This is a genomic window from Pseudoalteromonas aliena, assembly GCF_038155085.1.
In the GTDB taxonomy this organism is placed as follows: Bacteria; Pseudomonadota; Gammaproteobacteria; order Enterobacterales; family Alteromonadaceae; genus Pseudoalteromonas; species Pseudoalteromonas aliena_A.
The window spans coordinates 88,548-108,393 of the sequence record NZ_JBAKAU010000014.1 but is presented as its reverse complement, the minus strand read 5'-3'; the positions used below and the strand labels follow the sequence as shown (position 1 = coordinate 108,393).

The following is a 19,846-nucleotide window of genomic DNA, read 5'->3' as shown; positions in this document are numbered from 1 at the left end:
GCTCAATGAATTCTGAATTTATTTAATATCTTTCGATATTGAATTGACTGTGCTGAATAACTACCTAAGTAATTATTCTGTTGGTCACTCAGTTTCAATTGAGACTCTAATTTGTTTGCCTCGCTACCGAAGTAGCTTGGCTGTTAGAACTCAATCTGTACGAGTGCCCACACAGATGATTGCTTTATATTGTTAAAGAACGTTTTGAGTCGCTTTAGCGCCTCAAGGGATGCGAATAATACACCCTTTATTTTTCTAGTCAACACTTTGTTTTAAACTTTCTTTTTAGAAGATTCAAAACCGAAGTTTTACTTAACTCTCTGAGCCGCTGCTGCCTTGCTATGCGTCGGCGTTTCCCGTCTCAGTGGGGTCGCATTATAGGGAGATTCGATACTTACGCAAGCGTTATTTACACAAAATAGTAATTAAAATTAAGCCCCAAGCAAGCACACACGATAAGCACAAGTTACCCACAAAACCCTGTTGATAACTCTTGGTTATACATAGTAAACCCATGCTAAAGCTTTTAATTAAATCCTTAAAAATGAAAAAAGCACCTTATATAGGTGCTTCTCAACAGTAACAGTTATTAAAATCTAGTATAAAATACTATATAACTTGCGACGATACTTTGCTGCAAGCGCATCGCCATCCGGTAAAGAGGCAATAATGGCTAAAAAGTTTGGTTTTGCTTCATTGAAATTCAAATCTTTTTGCAGCACTTTAAATAGTACATCCAATGCTTCTTCTTTTCTGCCTGCTTCATTGAGTAAAATACTTAGCTCTTCTTTTAACTCTAAGTCATTTGGGTATTTTTCAACTTGAGATTGTTTTTCTTTTATTTCTGGAGAATCAGTTGCCTCTATAGCTGCTTCGCATTTTGCCTTTATGTTATGAAAGTATGCATCTTGCTCTTGTGCATCAATTGTATCAATCAATGCTTGGGCATCATCTAATTTATGAATTTGAATACATATGTCTGCAAGCACCAATTTTATGCGAGCATTCTTATTGTCAATTTCATAGGCCTGTTTTGCGTAGTTAAATGCAGCATTTAGGTCTGACTTTAATAAAGCTTGCTTAGCCTGCTCTAATAATAAATCTTGCTGAGCTGGTAAATGCTTGCCTAGTGATTCTCTTATTTGGTTTTCGGTTTGCGCTCCCGCTAACAGATCAACCGGTGCAGAGTCTTTTAATAGCACAAGCGTAGGTAATGTTTGTAACCCTACTTGTTGCGCTAACTGAGAGGCTAATGCTTGCTCGGCATCACAATCAAGGTTTGCTACTACAATATAGTCAGTATATTCGCCCGCTAATTTATCCAGTATTGATAATTGGCTAATGCATTCTGGACTCTGCGGAGAGTAGAAGTTTAATAAAACCAGCTTTTGCTGTGAAGTTTCACCAAGTACTTGCTGTAGATTTTGTGCGTTGATACTAACTATGTTGCTCATTGAATTTATTGCCATATTCATTTATTTAGGTTTTTATATGGTGGTGAACATAATAATTACAAGTCATATACCTATAAATCACTTGGTATAGATATTAAACAACGAGGGAAACTATGAAATTTACTTATTTAAGTGCAGCATTTTTATTAGCAAGTCCAATACTAAACGCGCAACCACTTGATTTAAACTTATCAAAAACGATGCCTGCTATAGAAAAGTTTTACCTCGATTTACATCAATCTCCTGAGCTTTCTTACCATGAAGAAGAAACAGGAAAAAAAATAGCTTCTCAGTTATCTAAGCTTGGTTTTGATGTAACTGATAACGTAGGTGGCTTTGGTGTGGTTGGAATATATAAAAATGGTAGCGGGCCTACTATTATGATCCGCACTGATACAGATGGCTTACCGATTGTTGAGCAAACTGGTAAAGCGTATGCGTCTAAAGTAAAAGTTATAGATGAGCACGGCGCTAATGTAGGTGTTATGCATGGCTGTGGTCACGATATTCACATGAGCTCATTTATTGGTACAGCCGAGCAACTTATTGCCCATAAAAATAAATGGCAAGGCACATTAATGATGGTTGCTCAACCTGCAGAAGAAGTAGGCGGTGGTGCAAAAGCAATGCTAAATGAAGGTTTATTTAGTAAATATGCAAAACCCGACCACGTCATTGCATTACACGTAAGTGCCAGTGTGCCTGCAGGTAAGGTATCAATGAAAAATGAGTATACTATGGCAAGTGTTGATTCAGTAGATATTGCTATAAAAGGTAAAGGCGGCCATGGCGCTTACCCGCATACTACCGTTGACCCTGTTGTTATTGCTGCTCGCACTGTATTAGCAATTCAAACAATTACGAGTCGTGAGCTTTCTCCACTTGAACCTTCAGTTATTACTGTTGGCTCTATTCATGGTGGATCAAAACATAATGTAATTTCAGATGAAGTAAAACTACAACTTACTTTAAGAAGTTACAATCCTGAGGTTCGTACAGCTCAAATAGCGGCAATAAAACGTATTACAGCGGGTATTGCTCAAAGCGCTGGACTTGAAGAGTCACTCTACCCTTTTGTTTACGTCCATGAAGATGAGTCCATACCATCCACTTACAATAACCCAGAGCAAACAAATATAGTTAGAAGTGCTATTGCTGATGCAATTGGCGCAACTAATGTACTTGAAACAAAAGCGGTTATGGCAGGTGAAGATTTTGGATTATACGGCAGAACAGATGAAAATATCCCTATTACTTTATTTTGGTTAGGTGGAGTTAACCAACAACAATATGCAAAAGCGATGAAAAATAACGAAACACTCCCTTCATTACATTCAAGTAAGTTTGCACCTGATTATAAAGTGGCGCTACCTACAGGTATAAAAGCGATGAGTAACGCTGCAGTTGCTTTATTTAATAATTAACAAGCAGTACTCAAGAGCTTAGCTATTAACTAGTTGCTGAGCTCTTTTTATAATTTGATTTTTTACTACGTTTGGAAAAACGTTTTTTAGGTGAAGTTTTTGGTAGCTTTGCAAATGCATTGCTATCGCAGTTTGCTGCTAATTGAACAAACCCGTTTAAGTCAGTAAGTAATGGCTGTAAAAACTGCTGATAACTCATTGCTTGTTGCGCTATATCCCCTAAGCTCGACTCCCACTTAGCCGTTAAGTCGGGACTTGCTAGGCCTTGTGGTAAAACACTAATAAGCGCCAAACCGGTTTCGGTTGCTTTAATTGCCTTACCTTCACGCTTTAAAAAGCGACGTCTAAATAACAGTTCAATAATACCTGCGCGTGTAGCCTCAGTACCTAAACCATCGGTCTCTTTTAATACTTTTTTAATTTGTGGGTCTTTAACGTAACGGCTAATTCCGGTCATAGCCGCAAGTAAGGTTGCATCAGTAAAATGTGATGGAGGTGTAGTATGTTTTTCAACAACCTCACCTTTAGTACAATCAAGCACCATCCCTTTAGCTAAATGAGGTAAGGTTGCTTCATCTTTTAGCTCGCCTTTGCCCATTAACACCTTAAAACCCAAGCTTACATCTTGCTTTGCGTTGGCTTTAAATAAACCACCAGCGATTGTTATCTCAGTTTTAGTTTCGTTATAAATGTAGTCTGGATAAAACTGAATCAAATAATGCCTACATATAAGCTGATACACTTTAGTTTCTTCAGAAGCTAAGTTTGCAGTTTTTAACTGTTTTGCCGTTGGCACAATGGCATGATGGGCAGCTACTTTTGAATCGTTAAAACATTTACTACGCTTTTTAGCGTCAGCCCCGTTTACTAATTCACTACTTTGCCCACCATTTGCACTTATTGCCTTAAAAATAGCAGATGCTTCTTGGTGGTGATCTTTGGGTAAATAACGATTATCTGAGCGTGGGTAGGTGATTAGTTTATGACGTTCGTAAAGTATTTGGCAAATATCCAATACTTTTTGAGCTGGCATACCAAATGCTTTAGCGGCATCTATTTGCAGAGCAGATAAATTATAAGGTAATGGAGCACTTTGCCTTTTTTGTTTTTGGTCAAGTGAAGTAAGCTCAGCACTTTGCTTTGTAATACGTGAAGCAACATTCTCTGCAAGGGCTTTGTTAAGTATTCGCCCTTCTTCATCTTGATGTGGCTCACATGCTTTGCTTGGAACCCACTTAGCTATGAATGGTTGATTATCTGGAGTGAGCAAGTGCGCCAATACATCATAAAAAGGCTTGGATACAAAGTTCGCTATTTCGTTATCTCTATTAACAACAAGACCTAAAATAGGGGTTTGAACCCGCCCTACCGAAAGCACATTACCAAATCCTGCTTTTTGCCCAGCTAATGTATATGCACGCGTTAAATTCATACCAAATAACCAATCCGCACGAGAGCGTGCTAATGCAGATACACTTAACGGAATAAAATCTCGATTAGAACGCATTGCGCCCAATGATTTCTTTACCGCCGATAAGTTTAAATCACTAATGAGTAAACGTTGCGTACTTTGCTTTTTAGCCTGACTTATTTTAGCTTCTTCTATTACTTGGTCGACCAGAAGCTGGCCTTCACGGTCTGGATCGCCAGCATGAATAAGCTGCGCAGCTTGTTTAATTAATTTTTTTAAAATAGTGAGCTGTTTGCGTGTTTTGGTCTTGGCTTTTAACTTCCACTGCTCAGGTATTATGGGTAAGTGATCAAACTGCCACTTTTTAAAGCGCTCATCATAGTCATCAGGTTCTGCTTGTTCGAGCAAATGACCAATACACCACGAGACACAATCACCATTAGCGACTTCTATATAGCCATCGTGTTTTTTATGTGGTTTTGGTAACGCATCAGCAATAGCGCGTCCAAGTGAAGGTTTTTCCGCAATGTAGAGTTTCATAGTCTGCTCACCACTGTTTATATAAACAGTAGTCTAGCACAGCTATTTTAAAGGAGGGATCTTTTTCTGATTATTGGCTCGTTGAGGTATGTTTGTCTTTTATTAAGATATAGATAAACGGAAGATAACAAACAATAACGGTACCAATATTAATAAACGGCAATAAGGTTTTGTAAATGTATGTACTATAAGAAAGATCCCATAAATGACGATCAACTAATCTGAATAATTGAAGAATAGGAGCACCAACTACAACCAGTTGACCTAAAACACACTGCCACAAATAGATTTTATCTTTTATTCCTAAATAGGCAATCAAAGCCATCCAAGCAAGATCGTTACACGCCCAAATAACATAACGATACAAATATATGCCATCATCAAAATCTTTTAGAGCACTATAAGTAAGAGTACCGTATAAAAAAAATGCAGCCGTAATTAACACAAAACGCAGAGCTAAATGATCTTTGCGTAAATAAAATATAAAAATAGCTGGGCTTAGAATTAAGAACCAGCTATTTTCAAGTATCCTCATACCACTATCAAACCATATGGGCATGGGACTATTTAATTATCTTTTTTGTTGTCATCATCATCTTGCCCATTACCGTTACCTGGCATATAACTAAATTTATCTATCTTTTTCATGAGTCACTTCGTTACGTTTGTTAAAGAAACATTACTTTATGATAAATAAGCCTGCTTGCCAAGTAGGTTTATCTTACATCAATAGGCTTTGATTCTTTTGCTTTACCCTGAAGGATCGAAATTTCGACTCGGCGATTACGACGACGATCTTCATCTGAATCATTTGGCACAAGCGGCCTCGTTTCTGCCCTCCCTACGACCATCATCCGTGCTTTATCAAAACCAGGTACTTTTTGCAATTCACTTGCAACAGCGACGGCACGCTTAGAAGAAAGATCCCAGTTGTTTATATATAGCTCATTAGACACCTGAAAATCATCTGTATGGCCAGATACTGTTATTTCCCCAGGGACATCTTTTAACAGTGCTCCAATATCTTGGATAATAGGCCTAAACTTAGGTTGTAAAAAAGCACTCCCGGATGGGAACGAACCATTTTCACGAATACGAATAATTATTTGTTGCCCCAAGGATTCAAGCTCTATTGCACCATCAATTATTTGTTTTTCAAGCTGCTGGGCTATTTTTTTAACGAGTTCATTAGTCTGCTCTTGATTAGATGATTCTGACGCAGCAGAATCTAAAGAAGTTTCATTTGATGTACTTCTAGATTCTCCGCCACGCTTATCACCTCTTTGCTCTTGACGCCCGCCTGCAGAGTTTTCATCACCAGCTTGAAACTCTAATATTTGCTCAGTCATTTCCGTCGTTTGCTGTTGGATTGTCTCAATTGGAGTAGGCTCGGGCCTCCCCGGGGAAAATTCAACAGCTATAACCGAAGTTCCTTTAGGTATATCTTTTACTTCAATTTTGTTTTGTACGCCAAAGGCAAACTTCATAGAGCCAGCTATCTGCTTAAATTTGAGAACATCCATCTCGGAAAAAGCAAGCAAGAGTACAAAAAAGCACATTAACAGCGACATTAAGTCGGCAAACGTTCCCATCCATGCTGGTAACCCTGGGGGTGGGCATTTGCACTCTTGATCAGACATGGTTACTCCTCGGTATCCACTTTACGTTTAGACTCAGCCAGATAATTCTTTAATATACCTTCAATTACTTTAGGGTTTTGACCATCTTGAATTCCAAGTACTGCGTCTAAAATTAAACGTTGATTCATGGCTTCTTCATCTTTACGAAGCTCAAGTTTAACCTGAATTGGTATAGCAACGACATTAGCTAAAAACGCACCGTATAAAGTAGTTAACAATGCGACAGCCATAGAAGGACCAATAGATTTTGGATCATCCATATTTGATAGCATTGCAACCAACCCTATAAGAGTACCAATCATCCCCATAGCTGGAGCGATGTCAGCCATAGCTTTAAATAAACCGGCCCCCATTTCATGACGTGTTGATGTTAAAGTAATATCTTTTTGTAGTGTTGCTCTAACTACATCTGCGTCATGTCCATCAACTAACATATCAACACCTTTGCGCATAAATTGGTTAGGGATTTCAGCTTCTTCTAAAGCTAAAAAACCACCTTTTCGTGCTGAATCAGCAAGTTCTACTGCTTTTTCAATTAGCTCTTCCGGTGATTCAATTTTAAACATAAATGCCTTAGCAGCAACTTTACCTATGCTAAAAAACTGCCCCATGGTGTAATTTGATAATACTATAAATATTGAGCCACCAAACACAATAACTACAGATGGGGTATTATAAAACATAGCGACTTCACCGCTACTACTCATAAACATGGACATAACAATTAAGCCAATTGCGCCCAAAATCCCTATAATGGTTGCTAAATCCACATTTCCTCCAGAGGTTTCATGTTCAAAGGCCTTATCATAAATTTTTATTATTTACAGTATATCGGCAAGATATTGAATTACTTGAGCCATTTTATAGATAAACATAAAAAGCAGCATCTAGCACTATTTTAGATCAAGTTACATGTGCAACCTAATTATCAATTTTTTTTAACTGACTAGACCTCTTTTGAGGCTTTATTGGCTCAATTTAAGTATAATTTAACGCTCTAAAGATAAAAAACCAATATCATCCTTTGACCTAGTTTAGCATTCCCCTTAAAATTGACGTCTAAATTTACTATGTAAGCTGAAATAAAGATGGCGACTAAAAAACCTGAAAACTTAAGTTTCGAACAAGCACTAGAAGAGTTGTCTACAATCGTTAGTGACATGGAACAAGGTGACTTATCGCTTGAGCAATCACTAAAACAATTTGAACGCGGAATTGCATTAGCGAATGCTTCGTCAGGTAAATTACAGCAAGCAGAACAAAAAGTGTCTATCTTGATGGGGAACAATGAAAAATCGATGCTTACAAACTTCGATAATGATATGGAATGATTGTGAGCATTAAAGAACATATTGAACGTGCTCAAATAGATGTTGAAACAACACTAAACCTTTACTTTGAACAATCGCTCGATAGCGACAAAACAATAAAAGAAGCAACTCATTATAGCTTACTAAATGGTGGCAAAAGGTTACGTCCATTTTTAGTATATACAACTGGGAGCATGCTAGGTGCAAATAAGGCTGATCTAGATATACTCGCAGCAGCGATTGAATGCGTACATAGTTATTCGTTAGTACACGACGATCTCCCAGCTATGGACGATGATGATTTACGTAGAGGTCGCCCTACCTGCCATATAATTTATGGTGAAGCCCAAGCTATTCTCGCGGGCGATGCTTTACAAACACTTGCCTTTGAGCTTATAGCTAAACATAATTTTACCTGTACAACGCAAACGCAAGTCAAAATGATCGCACAGTTAGCCCATGCATCAGGACTCGAAGGTATGGTTTCAGGGCAAGGTTTAGACATAGCAGCGACAGATAGAATAATAACAGTACGAGAGCTTGAACGTATACACAAACTTAAAACTGGTGCGCTTATTAATTGTGCTATTACACTTGGTGCATTGTGTAGCGAAAATGTAGATGAGCAAACTTTGGAAAACCTGAATACTTTTGGGTATGCCATAGGGCTTGCATTTCAAGTACACGACGATATTTTAGATGTTGAAGGCGACACAATTATTTTAGGTAAGCCTCAGGGATCAGATATCGCCGCGAATAAAGCGACATATCCAGCATTATTAGGTATGCTAGGCGCTAAAGAAAAGGCGCAAAATTTAATACAGCAAGCCCACGAAGCGCTTGCAAAAATAGATGCTGACACAACACTTCTTGCGTCGCTAGCAAATTACCTTATTGAGCGTGACCATTAATAACCGCTTTAGCGTATTGCAATTAGCACTGACATTATTACTCAACATTAATTACTCACAAACGCTTTGTTTTAGTTAATGTTAGCGAAGGATATATATAAAATCATGACACTTGATAGTAGCAAGTATCCATTACTTAATTTGGTTGACAAGCCAGGCCAATTGCGTGATTTAGCGCAAGATAAACTCACTGCACTTAGCAATGAGTTACGCGATTATTTACTCAACTCAGTGTCGCAAAGTAGCGGCCATTTAGCATCAGGTTTAGGAACGGTTGAACTGACTGTTGCACTGCACTATGTTTATAATACTCCAGACGATCGCCTAGTTTGGGATGTAGGTCATCAAGCTTATCCACATAAAATCCTTACAGGTCGTCGCGACCAAATGCACACTATTCGTCAAAAAGACGGTTTACACCCTTTCCCTTTTCGCGATGAAAGCCAATATGATACATTTAGCGTAGGTCATTCGAGCACCTCTATTTCAGCTGCGTTAGGTATGTCTATTGCTGCACAAAAAGAAAATCAAGGACGCAAAACCGTTGCTATTATTGGTGACGGTGCAATCACTGCAGGTATGGCGTTTGAAGCCATGAATCACCTAGGTGATGTAAAAACAGACATGCTTATTATCTTAAATGATAACGAAATGTCAATTTCTGAAAATGTTGGCGCATTGACAAATCACTTTGCTCGAATTTTATCAGGTAGCTTTTATACTAACATTCGTGAAGGTAGTAAAAAGTTACTCTCTGGTGTGCCTCCGGTAAAGCAACTTGCCAGTAAAATGGAAGAGCACATTAAAGGCATGGTGATCCCGGGTACATTCTTTGAAGAATTAGGCCTAAATTACATTGGCCCAATTGATGGGCACGATGTAAACATGCTTGTAGATACATTACGTAACATGCGTAACTTAAAAGGCCCACAGCTTTTACATATAAAAACGCAAAAAGGTAAGGGCTACAAACCGGCTGAAGCCGATCCTATTGGCTACCATGGTGTACCAAAATTCGATCCGAGCACAACTAGCCTGCCTAAATCTAAACCTAGTGCTGCTACTTTTTCAAAAGTATTCGGTGATTGGTTATGCGATATGGCAAAGCAAGACAGCAAGTTAATGGCTATCACGCCTGCAATGCGCGAAGGTTCAGGCATGGTACGTTTTTCTAGAGAGTTTCCAGATCAATACTTTGATGTGGCTATTGCAGAGCAGCATGCTGTTACTTTAGCTGCTGGTTTTGCCTGTGAAGGTTTAAAACCTGTTGTTGCTATTTACTCGAGTTTTTTACAACGTGCGTATGACCAATTAATACATGATGTCGCACTGCAAAACTTACCTGTATTATTTGCCATTGACCGCGCTGGTATTGTTGGAGCCGATGGTGAAACTCATCAAGGTGCGTACGATTTAAGCTTTATGCGCTGCATTCCAAATATGGTAATTATGGCACCAAGCGATACCAATGAATGTCGCCAAATGCTATACACCGGCTATAAAGCAAATTGTCCTGTAGCTGTTCGTTACCCAAGAGGTAGTGCTGGAACTGCTGACATTGAAAGCACTATGCAATTGCTTGAAATAGGTAAGGCAAATACGATTAAGCAAGGCAGAAGAATTGCTATTTTATCATTTGGCACCTTACTTGAAAATGCACATCTTGCTGCAGATGAATTAGATGCAACGCTTGTTAATATGCGTTTTATTAAACCTCTTGATACTGCTCTTTTAAGTGAGCTTGCAATTAGCCATGATGTAATTGTTACGCTTGAAGATAATGCTATTGCTGGCGGTGCCGGCTCTGCAGTTAACGAATACTTAGCAACGCAAAAAACTGATATTAATATCCTTAACTTAGGTATTCCTGATGAGTTTATTAAACACGGCACGCAAGATGAGATGCACGATGAAATGGGGTTAGGCGAGCAAGGAATATTAACCGCTATTAAAGCGTTTATTAATTAACTTCCTATACATTTAAATGTAGATCATATTAAAAAAGGAGCCTAGGCTCCTTTTTTAATGTCAAATATTGCTGATCAGCGCATCCACACTTTAATATCAGCTAGGCCATTACTTTGTAAAATACCTAGCTGCTGATCAATATTTGAATTTTGTTCAAATTCAAATGCATCTAGTTGTTCATCAAACGTAATATTAGCAACACCATCACCACCACGCTTCTTAACTTGATGGAGTGCTATATCAGCCAAGTTAATAGACGTCTCCCAACTAATTACTTGCCCGCCTAATAATGGTAATGGGTAGAATGACCAGCCAATAGAGATGGTTATATTCGTACTTTTACCATTCGGTAATTGAAACGAGTACTCCGCTACAACTCTACATAATTCAGATACATAATTATCTATTTTACTGCATTTGAAATCACGTAATAACAGTAAAAACTCATCACCGCTCCAACGTGCTACATAGTCAGATCCTTGGGTACGTGAATTTAACAGCGCAGCCATTTGTTGTAAGCAACTGTCCCCTGCAATTGGGCCATATGCATCATTAATACGACTGAAGTTATCAAAGTTGATAATTAACAATACCAATGATTTACCTTGGGCTTGCAGTGATTGTGAGTTACGTTGGAAGTGCTCAATATCTTTAGGTAATTGATCAAACAAAAAACGACGACTACGAAGTCCTGTTAGCTCATCTGAGTGGCTAACTAATTTAAGCTGCGAATTAACTTGGCCTAACTTATCATTAGCTTGGCGAAGTTCTAAGGTACGCTCAGTGATCAACCCCTCTAACGCTTCTTGTTTTCTGCGCTCTTGTGCCCTAAATACCCAAAAAATAAGATACAGAAGTAAAATAAAACCACTGGTAATTAAAAGCCTAAAATAAATAGTTTCGTCAAAGCGCTCAGGCACTACAAAACCGTACTCTACTTCTTGTGCTTTAGTCCAATCTTCACCTTGACGTTTAGCTTCTAGTTGAAATAAAAATGAACCAGCGGGTAAATTTGTATAAATAGCCTCTCGACGTGTATTAGCATAACGCCAATCATTATCTAAGCCACTCAACTTATACCTAAATTCAATACTTTTAGGAGCATAATAATCAATAGCAGTATAAGTAAGGGTAATATCACGCTCATTGGTTGCAAGTAATGGCTTTTTACCAAGTGCCCCAGTTGTTAAGTTTCGCAGCGGAGTTGTAATTTTTTCTACCATTGGTTTTAATGCTTGTACACCAAATAGCTTAACGTTTTTAGGTATTTCGACCACACCTTGTAAGCTTGGATACCAAATGGAATTGCCTGTGTCTGCTACCGCATCATGCCCAAGCCCACTACAACATTGATTAGCTTTACCATCAAGTTGGCGATCAAAAGATGAGATCACCTCTTCAACTTTTAAACTTTTTATTTCTGTTTTAAATTGCTCAACAGGCATTCTGTAAACGCCTTTCATAGTACTTACCCAGACGTGTTTGAGCTCTTCATCATATTCGAGACTAAAAATTGAGCCGTAAGGTAAACCATTTGCGGCATCTAATTGGCGCCACTGCCCCTGGGTACTTCTATAAAAAAGCCCATCATTAAGTGAGCCGATTAAAATACCTACTCCATCAATATGCAGTACACTTGTAACATAAGCACTTTCAAGTGTTGTTTGATCGCCAATTTTTTCTATGCCTCTGTCTGTGAAGTAATAAGCTCCTTTACTTGTGCCTATAACACCAAAATTGGTTTTATCTAATACGTAGGTAATAAACTTGCTACCTAAAAATGCATTATAAGCAAAAGGTGTCAAACCAGCGTAATTCAAACGATATAAACCTCGCCCTGTTCCAATCCAAAAACCACCTTTACTAGAACCACTTATTGCAAATACAGGATTATCACGTAGCGCACGCCCGGGGACTGTATAAAGCGTATTATTTTCAAAAACGAATAAACCACGTCCCGTTGCTATATATAACCGCTCACCATCAAATTGCAAATCGTGAACTGATGCACGCCCATATTGACTACTTGGAACTAAGTTAATAAAACTTTTATCTAAATCGAAATATCCAATACCGCTTTTATTAGCAACCCATAATTTCCCATCTGGTGCTTGACTAATAGCCATAACTGATTCTGTCATTTTAGAGACTGCTGAGTGCCTTTCAACTCGCCCTTCGTGAGCAAGCCATAAACCTTCGCTAAAACTTGCAAGCCACACATTATTTTTATCATCTCTAAAAATATCAGCAAACCAGATACTCTGATCTAACTGACTTGGCTCAACCCATTGCCATTCACCTGTTTTATCTCTAAATAATAAACGTCCGTAAGTCGAAATCCACAACCCCCCATTGGTATCGCTCATAAATTTATACACAGCAGAGTTATTAGTATTAGGAAGTGGAAATGGTCTTAGTTCATCATCTAAATCTAAAAAGTATGCACCGAGCTCAGAGGCTAAATATAAGTTACCATTTAGAAATGATAAATCATGCACTATAGTCTGCGCTAAACGCTCAGGTAACGAAATTTTTGCAGTGAGCTCTAAACGTAGCTTAGAAAAATCAGATGAGCTTTTAGTCAAACGCAATAAATGACGATCATTAACCAGCCAAATACCTTCAGGAGAAAGTGCCATTTGGCTGACAGAGCCAACAATTTGTGTAATTACGGTAGCATTTATAATAGCTAAAGGAGTACTTTGTTGTGTACGTAAATCTATTTGTCCTCTATCTACATAATATAAACCATTGGCAGCAATCCATATACTGCCTTTAGAGTCCTCAAGAATATCCCTTACTGGACCTTTAATATTAAACTCTTGCGCAGAGAAAGTAGTTGGATTAATAACGACTAAGCCACTTTTAGTCCCTATCCATAATAAGCCATTAGAATCGATTAAAAGCTTATTAATTCCGTTGCTAGGTAAAAAGGGACTGTTTTGTGTGTTGTAGTTCGTAAATGTTGTTCCATCAAAGCGGCTAAGACCAAACTGAGTGCCCAGCCACATATACCCTTGCTGATCTTGTACAACACTCTTAAGTGATTGCGAAGGTAAGCCATCTTTAATATTCCATTGCTTAACTACATAATCTGTAATTGAGGCCCAACTTGGTGTCACGCAAAGCATAAATACACAAATCAGTAAAAATCGCATCATAATGCTGCCACCTAGTTAAACAACTTAAAAATTAAAAGGGTAGTAAGCCCACTTTTATTAATGCTTGTAAACATATAAGCGAAAAAATACCCGCTAATACATCGTCTGCCATAATACCTAAACCACCATGTACACGCTTATCCAGCATACGGATTGGACCAGGTTTTGCTATATCAAAAAAACGAAACAATAAAAAACCAACGAGTAGAGTTTGCCAGCTAAGTGCTGCACCAATCATTGTAATATAATAGCCAGCTACTTCATCCCATACAATTGCAGGATGATCGTGCACACCTAAGTCATCAGCCGTTTTACCACACGCCCATATGCCAAATATACTGATCACAACTGCAAACACAATTTGTAACCATAACGGATAATACATAGTTATAAAAATAAATGGCAGTGCAGCAAAAGTACCAAATGTACCAGGCGCTTTAGGGGCTAATCCAGTACCAAAACCCAGACCAAAAAACTGATGTGGACGCTTTAAATTAAACTTGCGGTTATTGTTCAAACCAGCTCCTTTGCAAAATGCTCAAAACCTTGCGATTCAAAATCAAATTTTTCACCGTTATGTAAAAGCTCAATTTGGCCATCGCCACTTTTAACTTGGCCAATGCATGTTACATCTACACCATACTGGCGTAGCTTTATATCTAACATACTTTTATTGCTATCGGGGACCGTAAAAATTAACTCGTAATCATCACCGTAACTGAGGATAAATGGCAGCTGCTGATTAAAATCAAGGCTTGCTTGCATTGCATCTGAAGTTGGAATACTTTCAATATTCACTACTGCATTTACTTGTGACATATCTAATATATGACTTAAATCAGCGATTAAGCCATCCGACACATCAATAGCCGATGATGCAAGACCTCGTAATACCTGCCCTGCAGCAACTCGAGGGGTTGGAAAATCAAAACGTTTATTTAAATACTTTGAATGCTCTGGCTCAATGCTTATACCTTGTTTTCGAGATTCAATCGCAAGCCCAGCGTCACCCAGCGGACCTGTAACACAAATCCAATCACCCACTTTAGCCCCACTACGACGCAGTGCAGTACCTTCTGGCACAGTCCCTTTTGCGCATATGGTAATAGTTAATGGGCCTTGTGTAGTATCACCACCAATAATTTGTACATTAAAGTATTCAGCAATTTCATGCATCCCGTCTGTAAATTCTTCAATCCACTGTGGGTCAATACTTGGCAAAGTTAACGCAACTGAAACCCATGTAGGTTCAGCTCCCATTGCCGCTAGATCACTCAAGTTAACAGCAAGTGCTCGGTGACCTAATGCGCGTGGAGAAATATCATCAAAAAAGTGTACGCCAGCAACAAGAGTGTCTGTTGTAACGGCAAGTTGGCAATTTTGAGGAAGGGTGACTAAGGCACAATCATCCCCTATACCTAAATTTACATCACGACGGGTGATACCGCGACCTTTAAAGTAACGATTAATTAATTCAAATTCCTTCATACACAAAAAAGCCGGCCTATGCCGGCTCTCCTCTTAACGGTTCGCTTAGTTGCGTAAATGCTTTACAGCTTTATCAAGTACACCGTTTACAAATTTATGGCTGTCTTCAGCACCAAACATTTTGGCCAGCTCAATACTTTCATTGATAGCCACTTTATAAGGTACATCTTCACGGAACTTAAGCTCGTAGCTACTTAAACGTAAAATTGCGCGTTCAACCATATCTAAGTCATCAAACGGACGTGTTAAATGTGGAGATACAGCCTCATCAAGTTGCTTATAATTTACAGCAACACCCGTCGCTAAATCTTTAAAGTATTCAACATCAATTTTAGTTACATCATTTTCGATCAACATTTGTTGTTCAATATCGGCAATTAAATTGCCACTTATTTGCCAAGAATAAACGGCTTGAAGTGCTAAGATACGTGCTTTACGTCTTGCTGCTGGTTTCACAAAAATTCCTTAAACTTAAATTTTATCTAACACATTAACCATTTCAAGCGCGCCTAAAGCAGCTTCGCCGCCTTTATTGCCCATTTTGGTGCCAGCACGCTCAATTGCTTGTTCAATGCTTTCTGTGGTTAATACGCCAAATGCAACCGGGATATCATACTCAAGTGATACTTGCGCAAGACCTTTGTTTGACTCGCCAGCAACTAGGTCAAAGTGTGGTGTACCACCTCTGATCACTACGCCTAATGCGATGATTGCATCATACTCTTTTTTTGCCGCAACGCGTTTAGCCGCTAAAGGTAATTCTACCGCGCCTGGCACATAAATAACGGTAATATCGTCATCAGATACGCCACCAGTGCGTTTTAGCTCATCAACAGCACCTGCAAGGAGGCTGCTACCAATAAAGTCATTAAAACGAGAAATGACAATGGCAAATTTTTTGCCTGGAGCGTACTTATTACCTTCAATAATTTTCATTTGATAACCCTAAAAATAAGTTCAAGCGGTTGCGATTGCGCAAAAATTGCTGCGCATCATACCATAAAAATAAAATAATAGCCTAGTTTAAGCTTGATGCTTATTGTGGCTCAACGTAATCAACAACTTCTAAATGAAAGCCCGAAAGTGCATGGTACTTTTTAGGGCGGCTCATTAATCGCATTTGTTTAATTCCAAGATTGGCAAGTATTTGCGAACCTACGCCAACAGTACGAGATGTACCTTTGAATTTACGTGGCGTAACGCTTTCGCCTGCATCAGCTGCAGCAAATGCTTTCACAGTTGCCTCTAACTCTTCGGTGTTTTCTTGCTTACCTAAAATAACTAAAGCACCTTCATTTTTAGCAATATAGGCCATTGCTTCAGAAAGACCCCAGCTACGCTCAGCACTTCTGTCTGAAAGTAGAATATCGTTAAAGGTACTTTGCAAATGTACACGTACATTTGTCGGCTCTTGATCTTTTATATCGCCTTTGAGCAATACGTAATGTAATTGGCCGTCAATTGTGTCTTTGTAAGTAACTAAATCAAATTCACCATGAACAGTTGGTAACTTACATTTTGCTACTTGCTCAATTGTTGTTTCGTTTAAGTTGCGGTATTCGATTAAATCAGCAATGGTGCCAATTTTAATATCGTGCTCTTTCGCAAAAACTTCTAAATCAGGGCGACGTGCCATAGTGCCGTCAGCATTAAGTATTTCAACAATAACAGATGATGCTTCAAGTCCAGCTAAACGTGCTAAATCACAGCCAGCTTCAGTGTGTCCTGCACGAGTTAATACACCGCCTGGTTGTGCCATGATAGGAAAAATATGCCCTGGTTGCACAATATCACTAGGAACTGCCCCTTTAGCAATAGCCGCTTGTACCGTACGCGCTCTATCTGCAGCAGAAATCCCCGTCGTAACACCTTTTGATGCTTCTATCGACATTGTAAAGTTAGTCGAAAATGCTGCACCATTGTTTTTAACCATTAACGGTAAATCAAGTTGCTCGCAACGCTCTTGCGTCATGGTTAAACAAATTAAACCACGGCCATGGGTAGCCATGAAGTTAATCGCTTCTGCGCTAATATGCTCAGCAGCTATTATTAAATCGCCTTCATTCTCTCTATCTTCATCATCCATTAAAATAACCATTTTACCGGCTTTAATATCGTCAATGATTTCTTGCGCACTGTGTAAATTCATAAATTTGCTCGTGTAAGTTGTCAGTTTCGTTATTTAATAAAACCCGCTTTAGCGAGTAAGCTCATCGAAATATCAGAGCCAGTTGGTTGCTCTGCACCCTTTATAAGGCGCTCTAAATAACGTGCAATTTGATCTACCTCTAAATTAACTTGGGTACCTACTTTAAAATGAGCAATTGTGGTTTGCTCACTCGTGTGCGGGACAATTGTTAATTTGAATTTATTGCCCTCTACAGCGTTTACTGTCAGGCTTATACCATCAATACATACGGAACCTTTGTACGGAATGTATTTCATTAAATTTTCGTCAGTTGTAAGCCAATATTCTGTTGCTCTGGCATTTGCTGTAATACTTATAATTGTTGCGATACCATCAACATGGCCGGATACTAAATGACCGCCTAAACGAGAAACAGGTTGCATGGCTTTTTCAAGATTCACCGTTTGCCCTAAAGCATAGTGAGCAAAACCAGTCAAACTAATCGTCTCATTAGATAAATCCGCACTAAAACCATCAATATGTTTATCAACTACAGTTAAACAAACACCATTGGTTGCAATGCTGTCACCTAACTTTACGTCTGTCATATCAAGATCAGCACTTTGGATACGAATGGCTAAGTCGCCTTGTTTTTTTTGTAATAAAGCAATTTTGCCTGTGGCTTCTATTATCCCAGTAAACATAGCACTACTCTTTTTATTAAGTGATTTTAATGAGTTTTGACGCGGTGATACGTAAATCATCACCAATGCGCGCACATTCATTAAATGTTAAATCAACGGTGTTTTGCATACTCGTCAATTCAGGAAAGTTAATTAAACTTTTTGCATCATGGCCCATTAGTTTAGGCGCTAAATAAAAAACAAACTCGTCAACTAAATTAAGCTCTGTCATTTTACCAGCAAGTGTTGCACCAGCTTCAAGCCAAACATTATTAAACTGCAGTTGCCCAAGCTTTTCTAAAACAGCCTGTAAATCAACTTTACCGTTACTTTCACTAACTTCAATATGCTTTACAAAATGCGGCCATTGCAATGATTTATCAACCTTAGTCGTAAATATAATTACATCACTTTGAATTTCAAATAAAGCAAGGTCAGGTGTTAAGCGATTTTGAGAGTCAATTATAACACGCACGGGCTGGCGAAGCGGCAAATCAGTAGGTAGTGTGCATGGTAACTCACTTAACCGCACATTAAGTTTAGCATCGTCTACTAGCACAGTATCGGCACCGGTTAAAATAGCGCAGCTTTGCGCTCGGTATAATTGTACGTCTTGGCGAGCAACAAGGCTTGTGATCCACTTACTTTGCCCATTTTTAAGGGCTGTTTTACCATCTATGCTTGCTGCCATTTTACAGGTCACATAAGGTAAGCCTTGTTCCATTCGCTTAAAAAAGCCAACGTTAAGTGCTCGCGCTTGTGATTCGAGTAACCCATAAGCAACGTCAATACCCGCGTCGCTCAATATTTTAAGGCCTTTGCCAGCAACTTGTGGGTTTGTATCAACCATAGCGGCAATTACTTTTACCACACCGGCAGCTTTTAAGCCTTCAGCGCACGGTGGCGTACGGCCATAATGACTACACGGTTCAAGCGTTACATAGGCCGTTGCACCTTGTGCATTTTTTCCAGCGATTGCCAGTGCATTTACTTCTGCATGACCTTGACCTGCTAATTGATGAAAACCCTCACCAATTATTTGATTATTTTTAACTAATACACAGCCAACATTAGGGTTAGGCGTTGTAGTAAATCGCCCTTTTTTGGCAAGTTCTATGGCGCGTGCCATATACATTTCATCATGTTCGGTAAAAGTAGTTTGGCTTTGCATTGTTACTCCCCTAAACGGGCAATTTCTTCGCCAAATTCGCGTATGTCTTCAAACGAGCGATAAACAGAAGCAAATCTTACGTACGCTACTTTATCGAGCTTTTTGAGGGCTTCCATAATGCATTCTCCCACCAGATGGCTTGAAATTTCTCGCTCGCCTGTAGCACGCAACTGCGATTTTATTATATTTACCACTTCATCTACTTGCTCTGTGCTCACTGGACGTTTTTCGAGTGCGCGATTTAAGCCATTTAATAATTTATCTTCGTTAAATGGTTCGCGGCTGCCGTCTTGTTTAATAACACGAGGCATAACCAGTTCAGCGCCTTCAAATGTAGTAAAGCGCTCGTGGCAGTCGTTACACTCACGGCGCCTGCGAACTTGGTGGCCTCCGCCGACTAGGCGAGAATCAATAACTTTAGTATCTTTTGCGGTACAAAATGGGCAATGCATAGCTCGGTACTTCCGTTTTAAAACAAAAAAGACCGCTAAATAGCGGTCTTTTATCTTAGCAAAAAAATAGGTCCTGTTGACCTTTCAGGATTAAATTTGTTCTAT

At 38.9% G+C, this 19,846-nt stretch carries 18 protein-coding genes; 4 read left to right on the top strand and 14 right to left on the bottom strand.

Annotated elements, in window-relative coordinates; translation table 11 throughout:
- Positions 1-596: 596 nt before the first annotated feature.
- A complete protein-coding gene (locus V6260_RS13875) occupies positions 597-1,454 on the bottom strand; it encodes a tetratricopeptide repeat protein (RefSeq protein ID WP_211000783.1) in 858 nt (285 codons plus the stop codon).
- Between the two features lie 113 nt (positions 1,455-1,567).
- Between V6260_RS13875 and V6260_RS13870 the strand changes: the two genes are divergently transcribed.
- Entirely contained in the window at positions 1,568-2,878 is a 1,311-nt protein-coding gene (locus V6260_RS13870; protein WP_341594730.1) for an amidohydrolase, read from the top strand.
- A gap of 25 nt (positions 2,879-2,903) precedes the next feature.
- On the opposite strand, the gene V6260_RS13865 is transcribed toward V6260_RS13870, so the two are convergent.
- The 4 genes from V6260_RS13865 to pomA form a co-directional block, all read right to left on the bottom strand.
- Entirely contained in the window at positions 2,904-4,829 is a 1,926-nt protein-coding gene (locus V6260_RS13865; protein WP_341594729.1) for a DNA topoisomerase III, read from the bottom strand.
- A gap of 70 nt (positions 4,830-4,899) precedes the next feature.
- On the bottom strand, positions 4,900-5,388 hold the full coding sequence (locus V6260_RS13860; protein ID WP_341594728.1) for a hypothetical protein: 489 nt from the start codon (positions 5,386-5,388) through the stop codon (positions 4,900-4,902).
- A 157-nt stretch (positions 5,389-5,545) separates the two neighbouring features.
- Positions 5,546-6,469: a flagellar motor protein MotB gene (locus V6260_RS13855; RefSeq protein WP_341594727.1), complete on the bottom strand. Its 924-nt coding sequence runs from the start codon at positions 6,467-6,469 to the stop codon at positions 5,546-5,548.
- Between the two features lie 2 nt (positions 6,470-6,471).
- A complete protein-coding gene (gene pomA / locus V6260_RS13850; RefSeq protein WP_341594726.1) occupies positions 6,472-7,239 on the bottom strand; it encodes a flagellar motor protein PomA in 768 nt (255 codons plus the stop codon).
- Positions 7,240-7,557: 318 nt separating this feature from the next.
- Here pomA and V6260_RS13845 point away from each other — a divergent pair, with 318 nt between their 5' ends.
- The 3 genes from V6260_RS13845 (at position 7,558) to dxs (ending at position 10,658) form a co-directional block, all read left to right on the top strand.
- Positions 7,558-7,800, top strand: coding sequence for an exodeoxyribonuclease VII small subunit (locus tag V6260_RS13845; RefSeq protein ID WP_341594725.1), 243 nt, complete (start codon positions 7,558-7,560; stop codon positions 7,798-7,800).
- A 2-nt stretch (positions 7,801-7,802) separates the two neighbouring features.
- Positions 7,803-8,690: a (2E,6E)-farnesyl diphosphate synthase gene (gene ispA, locus V6260_RS13840; RefSeq protein ID WP_341594724.1), complete on the top strand. Its 888-nt coding sequence runs from the start codon at positions 7,803-7,805 to the stop codon at positions 8,688-8,690.
- 105 nt (positions 8,691-8,795) lie between these two features.
- Positions 8,796-10,658: a 1-deoxy-D-xylulose-5-phosphate synthase gene (gene dxs, locus V6260_RS13835; protein ID WP_341594723.1), complete on the top strand. Its 1,863-nt coding sequence runs from the start codon at positions 8,796-8,798 to the stop codon at positions 10,656-10,658.
- A gap of 74 nt (positions 10,659-10,732) precedes the next feature.
- Here the strand turns inward: dxs and V6260_RS13830 are convergent, their stop codons facing one another.
- From V6260_RS13830 to nrdR, 9 genes are all read right to left on the bottom strand, one after another.
- Complete coding sequence (locus V6260_RS13830; RefSeq protein ID WP_341594722.1) at positions 10,733-13,819, bottom strand: diguanylate cyclase domain-containing protein; 3,087 nt, start codon at positions 13,817-13,819, stop codon at positions 10,733-10,735.
- A 31-nt stretch (positions 13,820-13,850) separates the two neighbouring features.
- Positions 13,851-14,336: a phosphatidylglycerophosphatase A gene (locus V6260_RS13825; protein WP_341594721.1), complete on the bottom strand. Its 486-nt coding sequence runs from the start codon at positions 14,334-14,336 to the stop codon at positions 13,851-13,853.
- The gene (gene thiL / locus V6260_RS13820; RefSeq protein ID WP_341594720.1) at positions 14,333-15,307 is read right to left on the bottom strand and encodes a thiamine-phosphate kinase; all 975 of its coding nucleotides are present in this window, start codon (positions 15,305-15,307) and stop codon (positions 14,333-14,335) included. Before thiL ends, V6260_RS13825 begins: the two co-directional genes overlap by 4 nt.
- Before the next feature lie 45 nt (positions 15,308-15,352).
- Complete coding sequence (gene nusB / locus V6260_RS13815) at positions 15,353-15,763, bottom strand: transcription antitermination factor NusB (protein ID WP_341594719.1); 411 nt, start codon at positions 15,761-15,763, stop codon at positions 15,353-15,355.
- Between the two features lie 15 nt (positions 15,764-15,778).
- Positions 15,779-16,243 (bottom strand): 6,7-dimethyl-8-ribityllumazine synthase, encoded by a 465-nt coding sequence (gene ribH, locus V6260_RS13810; RefSeq protein ID WP_002961753.1) that lies wholly within the window; start codon positions 16,241-16,243, stop codon positions 15,779-15,781.
- 100 nt (positions 16,244-16,343) lie between these two features.
- Positions 16,344-17,456 (bottom strand): bifunctional 3,4-dihydroxy-2-butanone-4-phosphate synthase/GTP cyclohydrolase II, encoded by a 1,113-nt coding sequence (ribBA, locus tag V6260_RS13805; protein ID WP_341594718.1) that lies wholly within the window; start codon positions 17,454-17,456, stop codon positions 16,344-16,346.
- Between the two features lie 29 nt (positions 17,457-17,485).
- Positions 17,486-18,139, bottom strand: a complete 654-nt coding sequence (locus V6260_RS13800; protein WP_341594717.1) for a riboflavin synthase — start codon at positions 18,137-18,139, stop codon at positions 17,486-17,488.
- Between the two features lie 16 nt (positions 18,140-18,155).
- Positions 18,156-19,289 (bottom strand): bifunctional diaminohydroxyphosphoribosylaminopyrimidine deaminase/5-amino-6-(5-phosphoribosylamino)uracil reductase RibD, encoded by a 1,134-nt coding sequence (gene ribD / locus V6260_RS13795; RefSeq protein WP_341594716.1) that lies wholly within the window; start codon positions 19,287-19,289, stop codon positions 18,156-18,158.
- A 2-nt stretch (positions 19,290-19,291) separates the two neighbouring features.
- A complete protein-coding gene (gene nrdR, locus V6260_RS13790) occupies positions 19,292-19,741 on the bottom strand; it encodes a transcriptional regulator NrdR (RefSeq protein WP_002961761.1) in 450 nt (149 codons plus the stop codon).
- Positions 19,742-19,846: the final 105 nt, after the last annotated feature.

Bases quoted from the DNA above. Each gene is read 5' to 3' on its own strand.
- V6260_RS13855 (WP_341594727.1), bottom strand. From the start codon at position 6,469: ATGTCTGATCAAGAGTGCAAATGCCCACCCCCAGGGTTACCAGCATGG.
- V6260_RS13875 (WP_211000783.1), bottom strand. From the start codon at position 1,454: ATGAGCAACATAGTTAGTATCAACGCACAAAATCTACAGCAAGTACTT.
- ribBA (WP_341594718.1), bottom strand. From the start codon at position 17,456: ATGAATTTACACAGTGCGCAAGAAATCATTGACGATATTAAAGCCGGT.
- V6260_RS13865 (WP_341594729.1), bottom strand. From the start codon at position 4,829: ATGAAACTCTACATTGCGGAAAAACCTTCACTTGGACGCGCTATTGCT.
- V6260_RS13870 (WP_341594730.1), top strand. From the start codon at position 1,568: ATGAAATTTACTTATTTAAGTGCAGCATTTTTATTAGCAAGTCCAATA.
- V6260_RS13800 (WP_341594717.1), bottom strand. From the start codon at position 18,139: ATGTTTACTGGGATAATAGAAGCCACAGGCAAAATTGCTTTATTACAA.
- V6260_RS13830 (WP_341594722.1), bottom strand. From the start codon at position 13,819: ATGATGCGATTTTTACTGATTTGTGTATTTATGCTTTGCGTGACACCA.
- ribD (WP_341594716.1), bottom strand. From the start codon at position 19,289: ATGCAAAGCCAAACTACTTTTACCGAACATGATGAAATGTATATGGCA.
- dxs (WP_341594723.1), top strand. From the start codon at position 8,796: ATGACACTTGATAGTAGCAAGTATCCATTACTTAATTTGGTTGACAAG.
- thiL (WP_341594720.1), bottom strand. From the start codon at position 15,307: ATGAAGGAATTTGAATTAATTAATCGTTACTTTAAAGGTCGCGGTATC.
- ribH (WP_002961753.1), bottom strand. From the start codon at position 16,243: ATGAAAATTATTGAAGGTAATAAGTACGCTCCAGGCAAAAAATTTGCC.
- V6260_RS13860 (WP_341594728.1), bottom strand. From the start codon at position 5,388: ATGCCCATATGGTTTGATAGTGGTATGAGGATACTTGAAAATAGCTGG.
- V6260_RS13845 (WP_341594725.1), top strand. From the start codon at position 7,558: ATGGCGACTAAAAAACCTGAAAACTTAAGTTTCGAACAAGCACTAGAA.
- nrdR (WP_002961761.1), bottom strand. From the start codon at position 19,741: ATGCATTGCCCATTTTGTACCGCAAAAGATACTAAAGTTATTGATTCT.